This is a genomic window from Pseudoalteromonas sp. L1, assembly GCF_021728095.1.
Classification (GTDB): domain Bacteria; phylum Pseudomonadota; class Gammaproteobacteria; order Enterobacterales; family Alteromonadaceae; genus Pseudoalteromonas.
Map to the genome: position 1 here is coordinate 819,783 of NZ_JAKKCT010000001.1, position 19,447 is coordinate 839,229.

At 38.0% G+C, this 19,447-nt stretch carries 15 protein-coding genes; 6 read left to right on the forward strand and 9 right to left on the reverse strand.

Annotated features, from left to right (window positions below; translation table 11 throughout):
- The first annotated feature begins 38 nt into the window (after window positions 1-38).
- From L3V38_RS03860 to L3V38_RS03880, 5 genes are all read left to right on the forward strand, one after another.
- Entirely contained in the window at window positions 39-914 is an 876-nt protein-coding gene (locus L3V38_RS03860; protein ID WP_130150042.1) for a LysR family transcriptional regulator, read from the forward strand.
- 82 nt (window positions 915-996) lie between these two features.
- Window positions 997-1,557, forward strand: a complete 561-nt coding sequence (locus L3V38_RS03865; protein ID WP_062569255.1) for an RNA polymerase sigma factor — start codon at window positions 997-999, stop codon at window positions 1,555-1,557.
- Window positions 1,554-2,624: a FecR domain-containing protein gene (locus tag L3V38_RS03870; protein ID WP_237118432.1), complete on the forward strand. Its 1,071-nt coding sequence runs from the start codon at window positions 1,554-1,556 to the stop codon at window positions 2,622-2,624. Before L3V38_RS03865 ends, L3V38_RS03870 begins: the two co-directional genes overlap by 4 nt.
- Window positions 2,625-2,632: 8 nt before the next feature.
- Window positions 2,633-5,644, forward strand: coding sequence for a TonB-dependent receptor (locus tag L3V38_RS03875; protein ID WP_237118433.1), 3,012 nt, complete (start codon window positions 2,633-2,635; stop codon window positions 5,642-5,644).
- A gap of 230 nt (window positions 5,645-5,874) precedes the next feature.
- The gene (locus tag L3V38_RS03880) at window positions 5,875-6,852 is read left to right on the forward strand and encodes a catalase family peroxidase (protein WP_237118434.1); all 978 of its coding nucleotides are present in this window, start codon (window positions 5,875-5,877) and stop codon (window positions 6,850-6,852) included.
- Window positions 6,853-7,033: 181 nt separating this feature from the next.
- Here L3V38_RS03880 and L3V38_RS03885 read toward each other — a convergent pair whose 3' ends face one another.
- The 9 genes from L3V38_RS03885 to L3V38_RS03925 form a co-directional block, all read right to left on the reverse strand.
- On the reverse strand, window positions 7,034-8,185 hold the full coding sequence (locus L3V38_RS03885; RefSeq protein ID WP_237118435.1) for a hypothetical protein: 1,152 nt from the start codon (window positions 8,183-8,185) through the stop codon (window positions 7,034-7,036).
- Window positions 8,178-8,639, reverse strand: coding sequence for a response regulator (locus L3V38_RS03890; protein WP_237118436.1), 462 nt, complete (start codon window positions 8,637-8,639; stop codon window positions 8,178-8,180). The genes L3V38_RS03885 and L3V38_RS03890 overlap by 8 nt, the downstream gene beginning before the upstream one ends.
- A complete protein-coding gene (locus L3V38_RS03895; protein WP_237118437.1) occupies window positions 8,626-11,994 on the reverse strand; it encodes a hypothetical protein in 3,369 nt (1,122 codons plus the stop codon). Before L3V38_RS03895 ends, L3V38_RS03890 begins: the two co-directional genes overlap by 14 nt.
- Window positions 11,995-12,583: 589 nt before the next feature.
- Window positions 12,584-13,027, reverse strand: coding sequence for a PA2169 family four-helix-bundle protein (locus L3V38_RS03900; RefSeq protein ID WP_237118439.1), 444 nt, complete (start codon window positions 13,025-13,027; stop codon window positions 12,584-12,586).
- A gap of 198 nt (window positions 13,028-13,225) precedes the next feature.
- Entirely contained in the window at window positions 13,226-14,164 is a 939-nt protein-coding gene (locus tag L3V38_RS03905) for a LysR family transcriptional regulator (RefSeq protein WP_062569248.1), read from the reverse strand.
- A 16-nt stretch (window positions 14,165-14,180) separates the two neighbouring features.
- Window positions 14,181-15,905 (reverse strand): bifunctional isocitrate dehydrogenase kinase/phosphatase, encoded by a 1,725-nt coding sequence (aceK, locus tag L3V38_RS03910; protein WP_237114155.1) that lies wholly within the window; start codon window positions 15,903-15,905, stop codon window positions 14,181-14,183.
- Window positions 15,906-16,006: 101 nt separating this feature from the next.
- Window positions 16,007-16,480: a DUF4124 domain-containing protein gene (locus L3V38_RS03915; protein WP_237118442.1), complete on the reverse strand. Its 474-nt coding sequence runs from the start codon at window positions 16,478-16,480 to the stop codon at window positions 16,007-16,009.
- A 64-nt stretch (window positions 16,481-16,544) separates the two neighbouring features.
- Window positions 16,545-18,038, reverse strand: a complete 1,494-nt coding sequence (locus tag L3V38_RS03920) for a DUF3413 domain-containing protein (protein ID WP_130150032.1) — start codon at window positions 18,036-18,038, stop codon at window positions 16,545-16,547.
- 5 nt (window positions 18,039-18,043) lie between these two features.
- The gene (locus tag L3V38_RS03925) at window positions 18,044-18,256 is read right to left on the reverse strand and encodes a DUF1414 domain-containing protein (RefSeq protein ID WP_054554702.1); all 213 of its coding nucleotides are present in this window, start codon (window positions 18,254-18,256) and stop codon (window positions 18,044-18,046) included.
- Window positions 18,257-18,319: 63 nt separating this feature from the next.
- Here L3V38_RS03925 and yejK point away from each other — a divergent pair, with 63 nt between their 5' ends.
- Window positions 18,320-19,336: a nucleoid-associated protein YejK gene (gene yejK, locus L3V38_RS03930; protein ID WP_130150031.1), complete on the forward strand. Its 1,017-nt coding sequence runs from the start codon at window positions 18,320-18,322 to the stop codon at window positions 19,334-19,336.
- The last annotated feature ends 111 nt before the right edge of the window (window positions 19,337-19,447 follow it).

The window sequence follows — 19,447 nt, forward strand, 5'->3', positions numbered from 1 at the left end:
AAAGTGAAAGCTAAATTCGAAAATGTTGAACTGAAAGTATGTATAGCCTATCCGATTTAGAAACATTTATAGCGGTTGTTGAGAACCAAGGGGTCGTGGCGGCAGCAAAAGCACAAGGCTTATCGCCAGCAACAGTGAGCCACCGTTTAAGTAAGCTCGAAAAGGCACTTTCTACCGTGCTTATCTTTCGAGATAGTCGGCGGATAAGGTTATCACCGGCAGGAGACGTCTTTTACCAACGCGCAAGTGCAATTTTGGAAGCGTTGTATGATGCTGAACATCAAATAGGTGCAAGAGGTTCGGCAATATCAGGGTTATTGCGTGTCACCATGCCGCCATGGGTTTTTTCTAAATTTGTGATGCCAAGGCTTAATCAGTTTGAGCAACAATACCCTGATTTAAAATTAGATTTTATGATCACAGATCATTTTGTGAATGTAGTGGATGACGCACAAGATGTGGCGATTAGGGTAGGACAGTTAGTTGACTCTAATTTATTATCTCGAAAACTTGCTGTTAATTCCCGTATTCTGTGTGCTGCTCCAAGTTATCTTGAAAAATATGGCATGCCGAAGTCTGTGGATGATTTAGTTGATCATTATTGGGTATGTTTACCGTGGCAGCGTCAGCTTAAGCTCATCGAAAATAATCAAGTCATTCACCATAATGCGCGTACTCGGTTTACTATTTCAAACTCAGATAACATGACTCAAGCAGCAATTGCAGGGCATGGTATTGCTATTAAATCGCGTATAGCCATTCAGGATGAACTTAGTAAAGGCGAGCTAATTGAAATATTACCCAATTGTCTCGCTGATGCAGATGCGCCAGTTTGGTTTTTAAAGCCTCAAAACAGTTTAGTCACTCGAAAAACAGAGATTTTTTATAATTTCATGAAAACTTTATTTACTTGAGGAACAGAAAATTAACAAATTGTCTTGTAATTAAAATGAAATCTCGTAACCTTAGCTATAAAATAACAAGTGCGAGTTACGGATGACGGAACAGACAGGAATTATTACCGCATTTACTGACATATCAAGCAAACTCAGACGATTTGTTGCACGTATTGTCAGCCCTGATGACGTTGAAGATATAATTCAAGAAACGTTTATTAAAAGTTACGAGGCTGATCTTAAGCAAAATATTGAATATACCCACAGTTATATGCTTAAAACTGCTAAGCACTTGGCATTAAATCACGTTGCGAAATGGGATAATAAATACAAAGAGTCCCTTGACGAGCATCAACAAGTCACCAATCAGATGCGCTCAATGGCACTTGAAGATGAAGTCACCTCAAAAGAGCGTTTTTTATTTTTTTGCCGCGTGACTAACGAGTTGAGCCCTCAAGTTAAAAAGTGTTTTATTTTAAAAAAGGTCTATGGTCTAAGCCAAAAGGAAATCGCAATTAAAATGAAGTTAAGCGAAAGTACAGTTGAAAAGCATATCGCCAAAGGGCTCCTGCATGCATTGCATGCCATGAAAGCACATGACACTCAGCAACTAAATCAATTAAATACCACTGATGTAACCGCCAAAGAGGTGAATAAATGAGTAATGTTCATCCTTTTTCGTCGAAAGATATGATTCAAGCTCAGGCGAGTCGTTGGGTAAGCGCAATTGACAGAGGCTTATCTGATAAAGAAGTGCGTGAGCTACAACAATGGGCAAAACAAAGCAATGCCCATCAAGATGCGTTATTTGAACTCGCTCAACTTTGGGATGAAATGAGTGTGCTCAATGAGCTAAGTAGCCTTTTTCCTGAAAAAACTCAGCATAAACAACCAGCGGTTTTTGGCTTGGCAACCGCAGCAAGTTTTCTAGTTGTGATGTTACTGGGTTGTGTTTTACTGATTTACTCAAGTTATTGGCAATCAGCTGAAGACGACCATGCGAAATTTACAAAGATTTATCGAACCAAAGTCGGTGAGCAGGCAACCTATGTCTTGCCAGACAGCACGATTGTTCAGCTTAACACCAATACAAAGTTAGAAGTGGTATACACGGGCGATCGTCGTCAACTTATATTGAATCGAGGCGAGGGGCGTTTCAATGTCGCCAAGGATGCGAGCAGACCTTTTACAGTCATTGCTGGGGATAAGTCTTTTACTGCTCTTGGCACCGTGTTTAATGTTCAGCGTAACACTTCATCAGATCTTGAGTTGGTAGTCACAGAGGGCAAAGTAATGATAGCAGAGCCACACACGCTTGTTGATGCAAATGACTTTGAGCATTTAAAAGATGCTTCAAACGAGAGTCTATCGATAAAAAAACTCCATGCGAACGTGGTTGTCTCGGGTGAAAAAGCGCTTATAAAACACAGTAAAACAGAGCCTGTAAAACAACTGTCGATGGATGATGTACAACGAGATTTAGCATGGCAGCATGGCATGATTATTTTTAATGGTGAGCCTTTAGGTGAAGCGCTACAAGAGGTTAGCCGTTACACGGCTACCCGTTTTGAATTGACTGATCCTGATTTAACTTCTTTAAAAGTTGCGGGCGTTTTCAAGGCTGGCGATATAAAAGGATTACTTGAGTCGTTACACGCTAATTTAGCGGTTAAACATCAACGCTTAGGCGAGCATCGTGTTAGTTTAAGTTTTGAAAGTAAAAGCTAATTTCCCTCATGAAAAAAAATGATTTTCACGTTGTTAATGTTAATCACAAAAAATTAAATAAAAAAAAGTTAAATTTACATAGTGGATTTTTCTTTCTGAACTGTTTGATTAAGTTGCGCAGTAAACAATTGCATTTATTTCCAGCGTCGATGGCTGTCTACGGCTTATGTATGGGGCAACCAGCCATTGCTGCTGAAAAGCAAATGCTGCAATTTGATATTAAAGCGCAACGAGCAGATTTAGCCTTGATTGAATTCGCTAAGCAAACAGACCAAACGGTTATTTTCTCTTTTGAGCTTGCTAAGCAATATCAAGCACAGTCGGTGTTTGGTTTTTATACCAAGCTAGATGCACTTGAGACCATGCTTCAAGGAACTAAGCTCGATGCGGTTGTTGATCAAACTGGTTTACTGAGTATAAAACTCAAACAAATCAATAGGAAAGATAACAACATGAAAAACCTTTCAGGGGTCAGTGCTGCAGTCGTGCCGTTACTACTTGCAAGCAATAATCAGGCATTTGCAGCAGAACAAGCTGCAGAAGAAAATATCGAGAAAATCGCTGTTGTTGGTAGTCGTGTAGCAGGACGCTCAGTTGAGGATTTACCGGTACCCGTTGATATTTTAAGTGCGGAGGCACTTGAAAATACAGGACAAACAGAAGTGGGCCGTATGCTTCAAGCTATCGCCCCTTCTTTTAACTTTTCCAGCTCGTCTATCAGTGATGGTACTGATGCGCTGCGTCCGGCTACACTACGTGGTTTGGGGCCCGACCAAACTTTAGTACTTATCAATGGTAAGCGTCGTCACCAAGCGAGTATCATCCATATTAATACGTCAGTAGGTCGTGGTACCGCAGGTACTGACATGAATGCTATTCCTGCGGCATCAATTAAGCGCATTGAAGTTTTACGTGATGGTGCAGCCGCGCAATATGGTTCAGATGCGATTGCCGGTGTTATCAATATCGTGTTAAAAGATGCTGAAGAAGGTGGTAAAGCAGCCATTAACTATGGTGAATACTCAGAGGGTGATGGCGAAACCGTTAATATTGATTTTAACAAAGGTTTTGCTCTGGGTGATGATGGTTATTTAAATACCACAATTAACTACCGTGATCGCGCTCCAACCAACCGTGCTGGCCTTCATGGCTCATGTCAATTTTATGGTTGTACGGAGCTTGATGACGGCACTTTACTTGCTGGTGACCCACGCGAACTCACAGCACCGCGTGATACATTTAGAATTGGTGATGCTGATTCTCAGCAATTTGCTTTAACCGTTAATACTGGTTATGAACTTGCTGGTGGTGAGCTGTATGGCTTTATCACTTATTCAAACCGTGAAAATGAATCAGCGGCATTTTTCCGCCATAACGCCAATGCGACTGGTAACCCTGTATTACAAGACGGTGATGCAACAATTCCAATGGGCTTCTTACCGAAAATTAATACCGTTATTGATGACGTGTCTTATAACGTAGGTTTTAAAAAGTCGTTCGATAATGACTCAAGTATTGACTTATCTTACACCTACGGTGAAAACAGCATTGATTACACCACAAGTGACACAATTAATGGTTCGTATGCGAACTTACTTCGTTATGAGCAAGGTTTATCAGCAGATGAAATTCGTGCCACCATCCCGCGTTCAGCGTTTGCATATGGCCTAGAATTATCTCTACAAACACTTAATCTTGATTACACAAAAGATTACGATAATTTTTCATTAGCATTGGGTGCTGAAATCCGCACAGATGAATTCCGCATCTTAGAGGGCAGTGAATATGCTTATCGTGATTACGACACCGTTGATGGTGTAAGCATTTATTCAGGCCTTAGTGGTGGTGTGGGTAGTGAAGATGCAGCCAGTGGTACACAAGGCTTTGGTGGTTCTGATCCTGCGTCGTCTGTGGATGAATCACGTGATGTGATTTCATTTTATGCGGATGCTGAAACTTACGTGATCGATGATGTTATTATCTCAGGCGCTCTTCGTTACGATAACTACAAAGGCTTTGGCGACACTGTTAACTTTAAGCTAGCGGCTAATTGGTCGATTACTGAAGATGTTTCTTTACGCGGTGCATTGAGTACAGGTTTTAGAGCACCGTCGATGCAACAGCTTTACTTTAATAATATAAGTACACAGTTTGTTGTTGGCGATGATGGCAGCTTAGTGGCTGAACAAGTAGGTACTTTTAGAAACGACAGTACACTCGCGCAATCGATTGGTATTCCTAAGTTAAAAGAAGAAAAATCGCAAAACCGTAGTTTAGGTATTGTGTATAACGTCACTGACAATATCAACGTAACCATTGACTACTATTCGATTGATATTGATGACCGTATCGTTATTTCTAACCGTTTAGGCAAAGGTTTATCAGATACACTTGATGCTGCACTTGTCAGCTCTGGCGCAGGGGCTGGTCAGTTTTTCTTAAATGGTGCGGACACAGAAACAGAAGGTGTTGATTTAGTTGCCACATGGAACACTGAAGGCCTTGGCGGCACGCTCGATTTCACCTTTGCTGCTAACTTCACCAAAACAGATGTGGTTGATTTATTTACGCCATCAGGCAGTGGTCTTGAAACGATTCCTGTTGAAGACGTGTTTTCTGCTCAAGAAACGTCAATCATCGAAGAGTGGCAGCCAGAAGATCGCATTAACTTAAGTGCACTTTACCGACTTGAAGACTGGACAGTAAACTTATCACTGAATCGCTATGGTGAGTACACTGTGGAAGACGGCGGACGTCAAACATACGGTGCTGAAATCTTAACGGATGTGAAAGTGAGTTACTTCTTTGATGAAAACTTATCGTTTAACATTGGTGCTAATAACCTATTTGATGTTTATCCAGATAAGAACACCATTGGTAATTCGCGCTCGGGTACGATTGTTGATGCAAATGGCAACACAATAGTGTCAAGCCCTGGTGTATTCACTTACTCTCGTCGCTCAGCACCATTTGGTTTTAACGGTGCATACTACTACGTAGGTGCAGAGTACAAGTTCTAAACGCTCTTTAGATTCCTTTATTATTATAAACTTGCAAAGGGCCGTTAGGCCCTTTTTTAGTTATAAAGAGCTGCTGATTGCAGTGTGGGTATCTTAATATTGTTTATAGGTACTCTAAGTTTATTAAATGCTTGTAGTATTTTTATAGGGGTAAACTATTTTTCGTTTAATGAAATCATAATGAGCTTTGTTGGGTCATCTCGATGTAACTAAGTTAAAAGGATGGATAAATGCTAAAAATTAAGTCTTTGGTTTGTGCTGTATCTCTTGTTTTACCCACAGCAAGTTTTGCGGAGCAATCAGTAAATGGGCAAGATTTCATAAATTTATTTGAGAAGCTCTCGGGTAAGCAGTCAGGTATCAGAAAAGGTCACGCCAAAGGTGTGTGCGCTGTCGGCACATTTACACCTAATCAAGCCGCAAAACAGTATTCAATCAGCCCTTTATTTAATGCGCCGTCTAAAGCGAATATCCGTTTTTCTATGGGCGGTGGTAACCCTCACGCTGATGAAAAATCACGTTCACCACGTGGTATGGGGGGGCAGTTTGTGCTAGAAAATGGCGATGTGCACAATATCGCAGGGCTTACCACACCTGTTTTTGCAGGTAACAGCCCTGAAGCATTTTTTGGTTTGCTAAGCACTTTGTTACCTGACGAAAAAACGGGTCAAATCGATTTTGCAAAAGTGAAAGCATACAGGCAACAACACCCGAGTACCTTAGGGCAGTTTAATTGGCTACAAAACTATAATCCGCCTGCATCGTATGTGTCTTCGCGTTATTTTGGTGTGCATACCTTTTACATGGTTGATGAAAAGGGTGCTAAGCATGCCTTTAGATGGACTATGGTGCCAGAAAAGCCAGAGCAGGTGCTAACTGAAGAGCAAATGAAAACATTACCCAAGTCATTTCTGGCTAAGCGACTTGAAGAGGATTTAGCGAAAGGGAAGGTTCATTATCGTTTTCAAGCAGAGTTAGCCGGGCCAGGTGATGCATTAACGGATCCCTCAGTTCGTTGGCCCGCTGAACGCACAACAATTAATTTAGGAAAGCTTACTATAGAATCTACGGGCGAATCAGGTTGCGACATCACAAATTATGACCCAAATCTATTGTCTGAAGGCTTTATGCCAAGTGATGACAAAGTACTTAAGCTACGCTCAACAGCCTACGCTATTTCATTTGCTAAGCGTTTAACGGGGCAATAAGTCTTAAGTGTATCTGTCAGGTTTGATTAAAAGGAATTAATAAACCTGACAGGTGTGTATGAGTGAGAAGCAGATTGGTAGATAAACCCTCTCTGGACATAATCGTGTCTATGACTTTACTAATTGAGTTCGTGACCAATAAGTATAAGTGTGGCAAACTTACAATTGAGTACCCAAAATTCTAAAACAATAAGTAGATTGTTAGAACTGAAAGAAAAACAACCGATAAAACTGGTATGTGTCGTGTGTATAACAGTATTTCGATATTTTCACGTAGGCAAGAAAATTTTCTCTCATCGTATTGCTGTCCTTCACTTTCAAAAATTGCTGGTAACCAGTACTCATCAATGAAGCCGTCATCCCTATTGAAAAAATCGTGCCCGCCTTTATAAAATCGATTTATAACACTAGTGCCAATAAAACCACTCCTACCGGCCATTCCCATGTCTACACACATGTAATGGCTTAATAGTAAAACAGTATCATTATACCCACATTCGTTATAAATCTTGTTAATAGAAAATCTCTTTATCATCTTCTCGAAGCAGTACTCTGATTTCATAACTGAACTAACCAAAAAAAGCTTATCTATCTTTAATTCACAACTAACTGACAATTTTTCAAGAGCTTTGACTATCGCATAAGTGCCAAAGCTATGTGAGAATACAACAAAATTTGAATCTGGGTATTTTTCTGCAAGTTTCTCAATTTTATCAGATAAATCATTTATTACTTTATCCCGATATCGAGGAAAAAGCAGTTGGATTGCTGAGAAATAATTATACCTATACTTTTCAACTAAAGGCTCGTCGTTATGGTTCTTTACCGAGCTTTCTAATTTATTCTGCCAATGACCTAAAGTTCTAATTCCATGTACAGAAAAAATAATATCTTTCCCTGTTATTCTAGGCTTAGAAGTACTCGATGATACCTCCCATGCGATTTTGTTCTGTAAAGCAACTTTCCAATCACTTAGTTCAAAATCATATAAAGAAAAGCAAAGACTCTCAAACTCTGAACTTTGTTCTTTTTTTAAGTTTTCGTATGATGTTAAACCAATAATTTGTTGTGGTAGGTTGTATTTATTTGAACTTCCTTTCAATTTACTTAGCAGTGTTATACCACCATTTTCGACCGGCTTCCCTTTTCTCGTCATAGGTAGATTCAAATCTAAAACCACCATTGAATAAATATTGGATTTTAAAAGAGTAGTAGCTTCATTAACGGAAACGACATGTTTAATATGATTATTACTAATATTGCCTTTTAACAATTCGCATTTTATTTCCTCGAACTTATCAAGGTTATCTTCAACTATTAGATACTTACCCATTGATTATTTCACTTGTTACCTTTAATAACTCTTGCTCCCAACTTTTACTTTGGGGATTGTAATAGACGCATCCTCTAAATATTTTTGGAAAGTCTTTCTTTAAGTCATCACTTAACTTATCGATACTTATTGCATCACTATGACGTCCAAAGATATCAAACTGAGTAACTACTATTACAGGAACTGATACCTTTCGATATTGCATTTTAGTCATTATATCCTTACCTGCTAGAGCTTTTAGTGACGGCCTTTCTCCAGGTTTAGGGTCGAAATTAGGCATCGACATATCAAGTATGATGATATCAAATTGTTGGTTTTTTATTTTTTTAGCTGTTCCAGAATAAGATACTGAATACTCAAAGTTAGAATCTGGATACTTGCCCCTTAGAACTGCAACTATGGAATTTGATTTATCTTCTTGGTCTTCTGCAATTAGAATATTAATATTTTTCATCAAAAACACCTCTTTCTTCCATGCGTATTGCAACACTAAAATTAAGCCCAGTCAGCTCTAGTTCAATAATATTATCTACCTTGATATCGTTGGAAATGACTTTCTTAATTTTAAAGAGTCCGCTTCCTGATTCTTTATTGGCATCATCAATGTAGGCTAAGTTTATCTTGTTATTTATAGCCCTGAGCTTTTCTACACTAATTCTGTTATCATCCGGGTCAATCTTATTTGATATAGTAAGCATAATGAAACCATCCTTACTATCAATATTGATTAATAAACTTGCTACCTCTTCTTCCTTTGTATGAACAACAGCATTATCAATCAGAATCAAGAAAATCATAACGAATTTTCTAAAGTGTTCACCTTTTATGAATTTCTTATCTATATCTTGAAATTCAATATCAACCTGTCTATTTGGATGCAATTCAAGTATCATTTCCTTTGCGGCATCAACAGAAGACCCTAGGAGAAAACTCTGACTGGTTTCGTTTTTCCACTCCATCCAGCCCATCAACTCATCTACCTTTTCATTTATCTCTCTTTGCGCAAGCCTTATTATCCTAGTAAGTTCTTCAAACCTATATCTAGATGATACTACCACTCCTTTAAGGGTATCAAAGAGTTGATTAATGCCACTACGGAAGTCACCATCGATATAATCTTTTAAGGAGGCTAAGGATTCGTCAGTTATTTCAATTAAATTGTCTATTATTTCTTCTACAATCTCCTCAACTAAAGAGTCGTTGTTTATACTATCCATTAGTCTTTCTATAAAACCTTGGTCAGTAAAATAGTTAAAAGCTTTTTCATTATCATTGAACTCGCCAGTGTTAATGTGTATATGTGATTTAATTTGTTGTATTTTGGTGTCAAGACCAATAGAAAAATCTCGAAAAGCATTATCTAATTCTATTCTAGTCTTAGGTGTCATATATGGATTTTGATCAAACCAATACTGATTTTTTTCAAAATATCCTTTATCTGTTTTTAAGTAACATAGATTATGTTTCTTAGCAGGCCCCCATAGTAGCTTTACAATACCACCATGTCTGATATTCATATTTAGAAAATAGTCTAAACCATTAGTAGGACTCAAAGTAAAAACATCTCTAACTTGAAGGTAAAAATCTAAAATATCAACGAAATATTCATTATTACTAACAGTGAAAGTGCCTTTTTTGGTCACTAATTCAGTATAATCACTATCACTAACCTTTTTCTTCTCAGATATTTTTAATGAGTCGAAAGTGTTGCTGAGACGTTTAATTACAGTGTTCTTAACTGAAAGAAAGTCAACCTCTATTTTTCCTAGCCCACACTCAGTAATACAGGTTTCTTTAATTAACTTCTCTAAGTTTCTGAATAAATCCTCTCTTAATTCATTGTTATCTAATTTAACAAGTAAGGACTTAATTATATAGAATCTAAATATATAAACCTCTTCAGATGACTCGAATATATCTATTTTTTCTAATGCTGCTGGAGTAAGAACTTCGCTAAAGAAGTATGCAAACTCCTCACCAATAGGGATTTGAATACTATTTACATCTTCAATACCCATCAGATCCAATATATCTTCACAAATTAGACCTAATATTTCACCACCTTTATTTCCTAGAAGTTTATAATATTGGTCACAAACTATAGCTCTATCTATCAGCTCAAGCTCGGATAGACCTGACTTATCTTCCTTATAAATATAATCATATATTTCTTTTACAGGTAGTAAGTTCTGTCCTTTTCCATCAACAATTAAGCGGGATAAGCTATGAATAGCTTTGTTATACAGTCCTAAATTGTAATTGCAAGAAATCAATTTTGATTGTGCATGTTCGGAAAATAGGAAATCTGAACTTCGACTTAATTCATCATAATATTCGATACAGTTACCAAAATTAAGATCTTTGTAGTGACTATCACCGATAATTTTGAGCATTCTATTGTCGTCAATCAATTCAAAGCTTTCCAAACTTTCGTCTGGGTTAAGTAGTACCCTTTGGGAAATATTTTTAAACTCCAGTTCTAAAGAGTTTTCTAGTTTAGTAAACGGATTAAATACAGAGCTATATATATCAATGTAGCCATATAATTTCTCTACATTTAATTGTTCGGGGCCGTGGGAGAACTTGTCGCAGTGAAGTTTTATAAAATATGACCAGTCTGTATGGTAGAACCTAAGGAAATATTTTTGGAGAGTTACTATAGACTTCCTTTTATCAGAAGTAGTGTATAAATCAATGATCTCATTAAATATACTACCAAGTAGATTATTTAAGCTAGACTTCAGCCCACATCTAATTAAGGATTTAATGTAAATTTCATTTATCGAAACAAAGCTAGGTCTTGTTGATAGTATTCTTTCTGACTCAACAACCACATCATCGTATTTTCCTTCTACATATAAGTCGCAAACTCTTAGCAATTCATTATCAAAATTATCTGCAATTGCGTTTGACTTTGTAATTAAGACAGAAATATTTCTAAGTGGCTTATCGTTGACCGCTTTTGCAAGGCTTTCAATTGAGTCTAAATACTTAAACAACTTCACGTTATTTAAGAAAAGAGAGTATAAGACTCTCCTAAATCCCAAAAACCTGTCTACTATGTTGCTTGCTGAGTTTTCATAAATTACGCCAGAGTAATCATCATATTTTGTTGAAGGAGAGAAGAAATGAGAGAAGTAGATTAGATCATTATTTCCTTTAGCCCCAAACTCCTCAGATTGATGCTGAATTGAAAATGAATACCTTTCAAATGAAACACTCTTATCACATCTAATAAATGGATAATTGGAATACACCTCAGATAAGCTGTCAGAACCATTAGTAGAAAAGAATTCAATCACCTCATTTCTAAATAATTCGGATTCACTATGTAAACCTCTTTCGTAAAAAAGATTAAGCTTAGATGATATATACCAGTTGCTGTATCCGAAACTGTCAAAAATCTCTTGTAACTTAACTTCAGCTCCATCTAAATCAGACAACAATATTAATGCATCATATTCTTCTGAAAGCTTTAAAAATCTTGCTATTTCAGAAGCAAAGGACTTTAAAATCTGACATTCAAAAGCAATATCGAAATCTAAACCATGTGGTGAATCCATATACCTCAAATTGCTTTTGATGTGAAAATCAGTAGGAAACTTACAATCTATAGCACTATCTCTAAGCTCAGGCTTTGCAAGCATGTTGCAAAGTTGGTGAAATGCTTCTTTTTCAGGCAACCCTCTAATTGAGGACAGTTTAATTCTAGTAGTGTTAGGCGAAGTTTTTTTCTTCAACCCTACAACTTGTCTAACTATCTTTGATTGAAGACTTAACCCTTTCTTGCGCTTTCTTTTCTTCGCCATATCAACACCTAATACATAATCTTCTGATATTATGCTCTTTCATATGATTATCGCAATAGGTCTCAAGAGTTTCAGGGGAAGATCAAGTTTTGTATGACAAAAAAGGAAGTCCATTTTGTTTTATAGACGGTTATTTCCGATTTTATAAGAATTAATCCTAACTTTATCGCAATCAGACTCAATCGAAGTCACTCAATCACGGTGCTTCTGAATATGTTCCATGGAAATTGCTGGAAGTGCTAGTATTAGTCCGGAAGCAACAGGAAATTCCGGCACTCAATTTATTCTTAGCCACAACGAGTACCGCTCCATCCTCATTAATCGGATTATATTTATAGGGAAAATATACGCCTCTACACTTTATAGAACATTTGATCTAACGGATTTAGGGGGCAGGACGAGTTATGGCTTATGTCAGCTATTGGACCTTAGCCGAACTTTGGCAAAGAACGAACTACGGATGGTGAATTAGTTCTTAGTTGTCTTTCAGATGATACCCAAATCTAATTGTTAAATTTTCAGGTAAAATACAAACCAATATCTAAATAGATAAAAGCCCAGCTGAACTGGGCTTTGATTAGTTAGCAAGTTAGTGTTTTTTAAGCTTACTCATTTCAGCGTGACAGCTTTGAATAGTAAGCAGTGTTTTTGATAACGCTGCTTCACAGTCGTGTGGCTGAGGCCTGTCGAGAGCATGCTTAATTTCAGCAAGTGTTTTGTCTTCAACTTCTTCAAGCTCATCAACGTAGGTTTTATCTTTATCAGCGCCAAGTTTAGTGATTAACGCGGTATAGGCTTTACGTGCTTCTACAGCAAATGCAGAGCCATTTTCGCGTTCACCTGTTTCATTGATGGCGTAAGGTTGTAAGCGCTCTATACTTACTTTACGAGCATCTATCATGCGTTGAAATAGTGCAATTATGGCTGGATCTTCAACCTTTTCCTGTGCTTTTTCATAAAAATCGATACCACTGTTCATAACTTGAATGATATCTGCAATATGATGAACGTCATGTCCTTGATGTGTTTGCATAATGACCTCTTTAAAATTTAAATTTAATAACTTAAAAACAATGCACGTAAATTAGAGCAAGACACGTTCCATAGTCGTCAATTATATATAAGGTCTTTATTTTCAATGGTTTGTAAAATTATAAAGAGATAAGAAAGGGGCTGATGTGTCCTCGAGAGAGCAAACATCAGCAATAATTACAGATTAATAGGTAAAATGTTACTTAAGCTCATCTGCGACTTCAGCCACTTTTTGACGTAACCATATGTGACTGGCATCACGGTGTAATAAAGGGCTCCAGATCATATCGAGCTCAAATGGAGGAATTGGGAAGGGTGGTTCAAGAATCGTTAAACCGGGGTCATCTAGGTATATATTGGCTGCTTTTGAAGGCAGAGTTGCAACCAGGTTTTGTTCTTTTGCTAAGTGAATGGCTACATGATAATTACGTGTGAAGGTTGCAATATTACGGTGCTTACCAAAATGAGCAAGTGCTTCATCTACCCAGCCAAGCTTTTGCACATCTTTAGGGTCCATACCCACGCCAACACCAAAGCCTGTTTTACTTACCCAGATATGGCGGGCTTTTAAATAGCTATCAAGGCTAAAGTCTTCAATAATAGGATTATCGGCTTTTACTAAGCAACAAAAGCTATCTTTCCAAATCTGCTTATAATGAAATGATTGTGGTAAGTTTTCAAAGCGATTTATAGCCATATCAACTTTACCGTTTTCAACATCATGAAAGGTCACATCGCTTGGTGTTAAGATATCGAGTGTTGTGTCTGGTGCTTCTTCGTGTAATTTACTTAATAAGCGTGGTGCGAGGGTGCTTGCAGCGTAGTCACTGGCCATGATACGAAAGACTCGCTTACTTTGCGATGCTTCAAATTCGCGGTTAGGGGCAAGCGTTTCTTCTAACGTCATTAAAATGCCGCGGATCACAGGTTGCAGTTCTTTAGCTCGTTCAGTTGGAACCATACCTTCACTGGTGCGAACTAAGATAGGATCGTTAAATAAATTGCGAAGACGCTTGAGGCCGTTACTCATTGCTGGCTGAGTAATACTCAGCTGATTGGCTGCTTTTGTTACATTACACTCCCTTAGCAGCGTATCGAGGTAAACAAGTAAGTTTAAATCTATTTTACTTATATTCATTGCATGTCCTTAGTGTTTACCAATAATGGATAAACCGTTGTCCGGCAGGGTACGGGTAAATATGACTCACCTTGCCTTGTTTTATATTCTTTTGCGCTTGTTGCCAAAACTCTGGGTCTTCAAGCTCTGGATGAGTACTCAGCAAGTATTGCTTATATACAGGGTTTGCCGTGACAAAGGTGCATAATTGTTCAGGGAAAACATCTTGTGGCGCAACTGAGTAGCTTTGCTCATTTGTTAAATAATCATCATATGATTTTGCTTTTGGCAATGCTCTAAAGTTCATATCAGTTAAATACTGAACTTCATCGTAATCGTAAAAAATAACGCGATTGTGTTTACTCACCCCAAAGTTTTTTAAGAGCATGTCACCTGGAAAAATGTTGACGGCAATCATTTCTTTTAGAGCTTGGCCGTACTCTTCAATGGCTTCAAACGCTTGTTGCTCAGTGGCATTCTCAAGGTACATATTAAGGGGCGTCATTCGCCTTTCAATATATAAATGTTTAATAATCAGCCACTCGCCCTCAATAATCATCGAAGAGCCAATTGTTTTATGTAATTCTTCAAGTAATTTACTATCAAAGCGAGCAAGAGGAAATACGACGTTCGAATACTCTATTGTATCTGCCATTCGACCAACGCGGTCATGGCTTTTAACGAGTTGGTAGCGTTTCAATACGGTATCACGGCCAAACGGTTTGCTTTCGCCAAAGGTGTCTTTAATCACTTTGAATACGTAACCAAACGAGGGGAGGGTGAATACCATCATCACCATCCCCGGTGTACCTGGGGCTATAACGAGGTTGTCTTTAGAATGGTTTAAGTGACTTAAAAATTCACGATAGAATTCTGTCTTGCCTTGTTTGTGAAAGCCAATAGCATTGTATAGTTCCGCTAAGGTCTTATTTGGCATAAGTTGGTTTAGAAAGCGAACGAGTGCCGATGGCGCATGGGTTTCAACCATGAAATAAGCACGTGCGAAGCCAAAAATAACTCGCATTTGTGATGACTTGGTCAGTAGCGCATCCAGATACAGGCCTTTGTCTTCATGGTGTAAAACAGCAATAATGAAAGGCTGCACACCACTTTGTGACACCACACGACCAACAATGTAGGCAGCTTTATTACGGTAAAAAGGTGCTTGCAGGATATCAAAACGCATTTGCCACGCTTGATGGTGTGTATCGGGTGCTTGTTTATAAAAGGCCTTTACCAATAGGCGGATGTCGCGTTCTAAATCTACAAATGGCGCTTTAAAATCAAATTGGGTGATGATTTTGCGAATAGTCGGTCTTAAGCCATCAACGACAGGAAAATAGCTTCTATACTCAGCCTCAACAGGAAGAGCAGGTGCATCAGCGAGTGTTGCTTCGACGAAAATAAAATCATTGTTAAAGTAGCGACGATGAAATAGTCGACAAAAAACGGAGTTATAAAATGTTTCGGCAAGCTCTGCTTGTGGGTGGAAACTTAAAAAATGTTGATAGATTTGCTTGGTTTCTAACCAGCATGTTTGATCAAGCTCGATGATTTGCTGCTCGTTTAACGATTTTAGTTTTGTAATTGTTTCGTTTACCCGATCATCGTAATGGCTGATCCTGAGTTTGCTAATTTCATTAATCTTTTGCCAATTTTGCTGAGCAAAGGCATAGGGGGCTTTAGCTGTTATTGCTTGAAAAAGTTTATAGTGATTGCGAAAGCCAGATAAAATTAGCTCTGCAATATGTTGTGGTTGCATATAAACCCCTTCTTAAAAACTCAATACACTTATATTAGAGCTTTAACTCTAGCGTGTTAAGAATATGTTATTTAATCATGAAACCCAATAGTTAAACATAACTAATTATATCGCTTTAACTTTTTTTCTAATCTAGCGAGTTTTTTAGTTAACACGTCAACATCTTGTTTGTATTGCTTATTAATTGATTTTAGCTGTTGCTTGATGTCTTTTTCGATTAGCTTTTTGTCTTGATCAGATAATATTCTGTTAAGGCGTTGCTCTTGCCGAAATTGGGCGCGATCACGCTCACGGTCTAAAATGGCAAGCTTGTGTTTATTACTGCGTATTTCAGCCTCAAGGTTACGAACAATTTGCTGGCGCTCTAATTCGTTTAACTGCTTAACAAAGTCTTTCGGTGCTTCAATATTAGGGTCAGTTACATTGATGGTGTGTTTAGTTGCGCGGCTACCGCAAGGTTGTTGACTAAAAATAGTGCCTTTATCTGTCGTACACTTATAGTATTGAGCTGCAAACTGTTTTGTAGGGTAGATAAAAAACAGAAAACTAAATAAAAAAAGGATTACGGCTTTCATGACATCCATGTCCTCTAAATTAATAGTGTTGAGTAACTATAATTAAGCCGTCATTTTTAGCATATTAAGGGGTAAAGCGTTTTAGTTTTTTTATGCTCTGTACTAAAAATGGAATGTCGAGTCCTTGCTCAATAGCAAAACCCTGTGCGGCCGATATATTTTTAAAGTTGCCATCTGAATCTATTAGTGTGATCCGATCCTTTTTAAATGCAATAAAGACATTTTGAGAATAGTTTACACCTGTGTCGTCATGGCGTTTATACAAATTACTACCCAGCATTGTTTGTTTAGCTAAGCTTTGGCATCCAAGATATTGACCAATGCTTGTTGCGATAATATCACTTGGCTGAATAAGTCCGTCAGTTTGGACAACTTTTTTATCTGAGCTATAAAGTCTTGAAGTTGTAACAATACCATTGTTTTGCTGTGCTAGGCTAAATGCAAAAATGGTGGTTGCATCTTCACGAACGTTGGTTGTGTTCGACGCATTAATGAGTCTAACGGCGGCATCTGACTGAGTAATATTCACATAATCGAATTGATTAAAGCCTTCTACATGCAATGAACGTTTTTCATTAACCCATAGCGGCAATTGCTGATTAGTAATAATAGGGGCTTTATAAAAAGCAGGTAAGCCGTATAACAAACTAAATAGTGTGTCTTCTGTTTCAATAGGTTGAAGAAATAAGTCCGTTTTGCGTAAAGTCGGCTCACCGGCTACAAACTGCTCTAATGCTTGATTATCTGAAAAGACTAAAATATCTACTTTAGCGGCAGTCTCTACACTACATTGTTCAATAGGCGAAGGTGGTAAATAGCCAACGTTATGAGGGTCGAGCCTGACATCGTGCGCTTCTTTATAGCTTTCTATATCGAGTAAATCGTTTTTAGCTAATAAGCTTTTGGCTGTTGTTGGGTATGACAGCGGGAGTACATTATCTTGTTTGGTAATATCAAACTTTAAGTTAGCATCAGCCCAGATATGAATACTATGGCTGAGTGCAAAACACACTAAAATAGTGCTAGTTGCATAACGTGCGAATTTGTATTGCTTTAAACGGGCAAGATGATGCCAAGTATAATTACTCACAAGTAACTGAAACGCGAGAATAAGCAGCACAATACCGCCTGCAAGTAAGGTTGTAAGTGCAGGAGAACTGGTTAAACGATGCCATAACAATGAGACAATTTCAGGTAATGCAGATGAATTTAAGTGATACCCTAAATTAAAATAGACATAGGCATCAAGTGTTAAAAGTGATGCCCCAACAGTGGCTATAAGTGCAGCCATACCGCGTATGTGTCGCGGGTATGGAAAGACTAAACTTAATGGAAATATCGTTAAAACAAAGGCAATAAAAGTAATAAAGCTGGTATGACTTAACCAGGTTACCAACATATATACAACCCCCATAAAGGTGGTCGGTGCGCTGTCTGCAAATAAATAACTCAGACTAATAAATAACACTAAGCCGATATTTGCGAAGGTAAACCAGTGCCCCCAGCTTAAAAGCTGACTTACTTTTGATGAGAATTGACTTTGTTGCGATAAATTCATAAATATTATTTAACCGACTGTGCTAATGCTTTTGCAAAGTTGTCGGCAACAGCTTGTCTTTTCTCTGACGGGACATGCTCTTTTAAAATATGCGTGATAGAATTTCCTAAACACATAAGACTTAAATCAACAGGCGCTTTATGCTCTGTCAGTACATCAATCAGCTGATCAACGATTTGTTCTACTTGGTCATTGGAATATTTTGATATGATAGGCATCAGTTGGTTCGATAAAAAGAGTTATATTCCCGTATTTTAACACCAGAGGCGTGAAAAACAAAGATGACAATAGATGTTAAAAAATTAGTCGTTCATTATGTAGACAAAAAGGACGACGATACAGAAATTCATTTACGCAATGATGAGATGGTTGTTAACGACAAAGTCGCTGTATTTATTGAACAGTTACACCATGCATACAATGGAAAACCGGGTAAAGGTTATTGCGCGTTTAGCGGTGATAAAAACAGTGTGGTTGCATCGGCGATGCAAAGCTATCGCAATGATGAGCTCGGCTTTTGGCATATGACCGAGCAAGCAACTAACGTATTAAAGGAAGAGCTCAATAAGTATGCCTTTAATGAAACAGGTTATTTAGTTTTTTGTCATTATCAGTATGTGGCAAGTGACTTCCTGTTAATTGCTATGATCAACATTAAAGAGCATTACTCAATTACGTCTGAGCTTGATTTAGCATCATCGCGTCACTTAGATATTTCTCGTATGCAATTGGCTGCACGTGTTGACTTAACCGCATGGGATACGCAACCAGAGGATAATCGTTATATTTCTTTCATTAAAGGTCGTGCGGGTCGCAAAGTTGCAGATTTCTTTTTAGACTTTTTAGGCTGCGAAGAGGGAATTGATCCTAAGCAACAAAGCCAAGTGATGCTAAATGCCGTAGAAGATTATTTATCAGAGCAGCAATACGATAAGTCAGAAAAAGACGAGCTACGCAAACAAGTTTTTGATTATTGTAATGACTGCGTAACGACAGGGGAAGATGCCAATGTTAAAGAGCTGTCGGCTACACTATCCAAAAATGACGATAGTCCATTTGAAAGCTTTTGCCAGGAGCAGAGCTACGACTTAGAAGAATCGTTCCCTGTAGATAAAAAGACCGTCACCAGCATGGTGAAATTTTCAGGTATGGGTGGTGGCGTAAGTGTCAGCTTTGAGCGTAAACATTTAGGTGAACGTGTGACGTACAACGAAGCAACTGATACGCTTGTGATAAAAGGCATTCCGCCTAATCTGAAAGATCAGTTGCAGCGTTTTATGGAGCAAGAAGAAGGTTAGCACTAGGTTTACTGTGAGTTGTTATTTCTTAGCCCAGCTGTTGCCGTAGTTGGGCTTTTTTTATCGCTTTCACTGACCACTCTTGGTTGTTTTTAAAACAGTGTTAGCTAC

What these genes read in the sequence shown, in the direction of transcription:
- L3V38_RS03860 (WP_130150042.1), top strand. Translation starts at nt 39, where the DNA reads ATGTATAGCCTATCCGATTTAGAAACATTTATAGCGGTTGTTGAGAAC.
- L3V38_RS03865 (WP_062569255.1), top strand. Translation starts at nt 997, where the DNA reads ATGACGGAACAGACAGGAATTATTACCGCATTTACTGACATATCAAGC.
- L3V38_RS03870 (WP_237118432.1), top strand. Translation starts at nt 1,554, where the DNA reads ATGAGTAATGTTCATCCTTTTTCGTCGAAAGATATGATTCAAGCTCAG.
- L3V38_RS03875 (WP_237118433.1), top strand. Translation starts at nt 2,633, where the DNA reads ATGAAAAAAAATGATTTTCACGTTGTTAATGTTAATCACAAAAAATTA.
- L3V38_RS03880 (WP_237118434.1), top strand. Translation starts at nt 5,875, where the DNA reads ATGCTAAAAATTAAGTCTTTGGTTTGTGCTGTATCTCTTGTTTTACCC.
- L3V38_RS03885 (WP_237118435.1), bottom strand. Translation starts at nt 8,185, where the DNA reads ATGGGTAAGTATCTAATAGTTGAAGATAACCTTGATAAGTTCGAGGAA.
- L3V38_RS03890 (WP_237118436.1), bottom strand. Translation starts at nt 8,639, where the DNA reads ATGAAAAATATTAATATTCTAATTGCAGAAGACCAAGAAGATAAATCA.
- L3V38_RS03895 (WP_237118437.1), bottom strand. Translation starts at nt 11,994, where the DNA reads ATGGCGAAGAAAAGAAAGCGCAAGAAAGGGTTAAGTCTTCAATCAAAG.
- L3V38_RS03900 (WP_237118439.1), bottom strand. Translation starts at nt 13,027, where the DNA reads ATGCAAACACATCAAGGACATGACGTTCATCATATTGCAGATATCATT.
- L3V38_RS03905 (WP_062569248.1), bottom strand. Translation starts at nt 14,164, where the DNA reads ATGAATATAAGTAAAATAGATTTAAACTTACTTGTTTACCTCGATACG.
- aceK (WP_237114155.1), bottom strand. Translation starts at nt 15,905, where the DNA reads ATGCAACCACAACATATTGCAGAGCTAATTTTATCTGGCTTTCGCAAT.
- L3V38_RS03915 (WP_237118442.1), bottom strand. Translation starts at nt 16,480, where the DNA reads ATGAAAGCCGTAATCCTTTTTTTATTTAGTTTTCTGTTTTTTATCTAC.
- L3V38_RS03920 (WP_130150032.1), bottom strand. Translation starts at nt 18,038, where the DNA reads ATGAATTTATCGCAACAAAGTCAATTCTCATCAAAAGTAAGTCAGCTT.
- L3V38_RS03925 (WP_054554702.1), bottom strand. Translation starts at nt 18,256, where the DNA reads ATGCCTATCATATCAAAATATTCCAATGACCAAGTAGAACAAATCGTT.
- yejK (WP_130150031.1), top strand. Translation starts at nt 18,320, where the DNA reads ATGACAATAGATGTTAAAAAATTAGTCGTTCATTATGTAGACAAAAAG.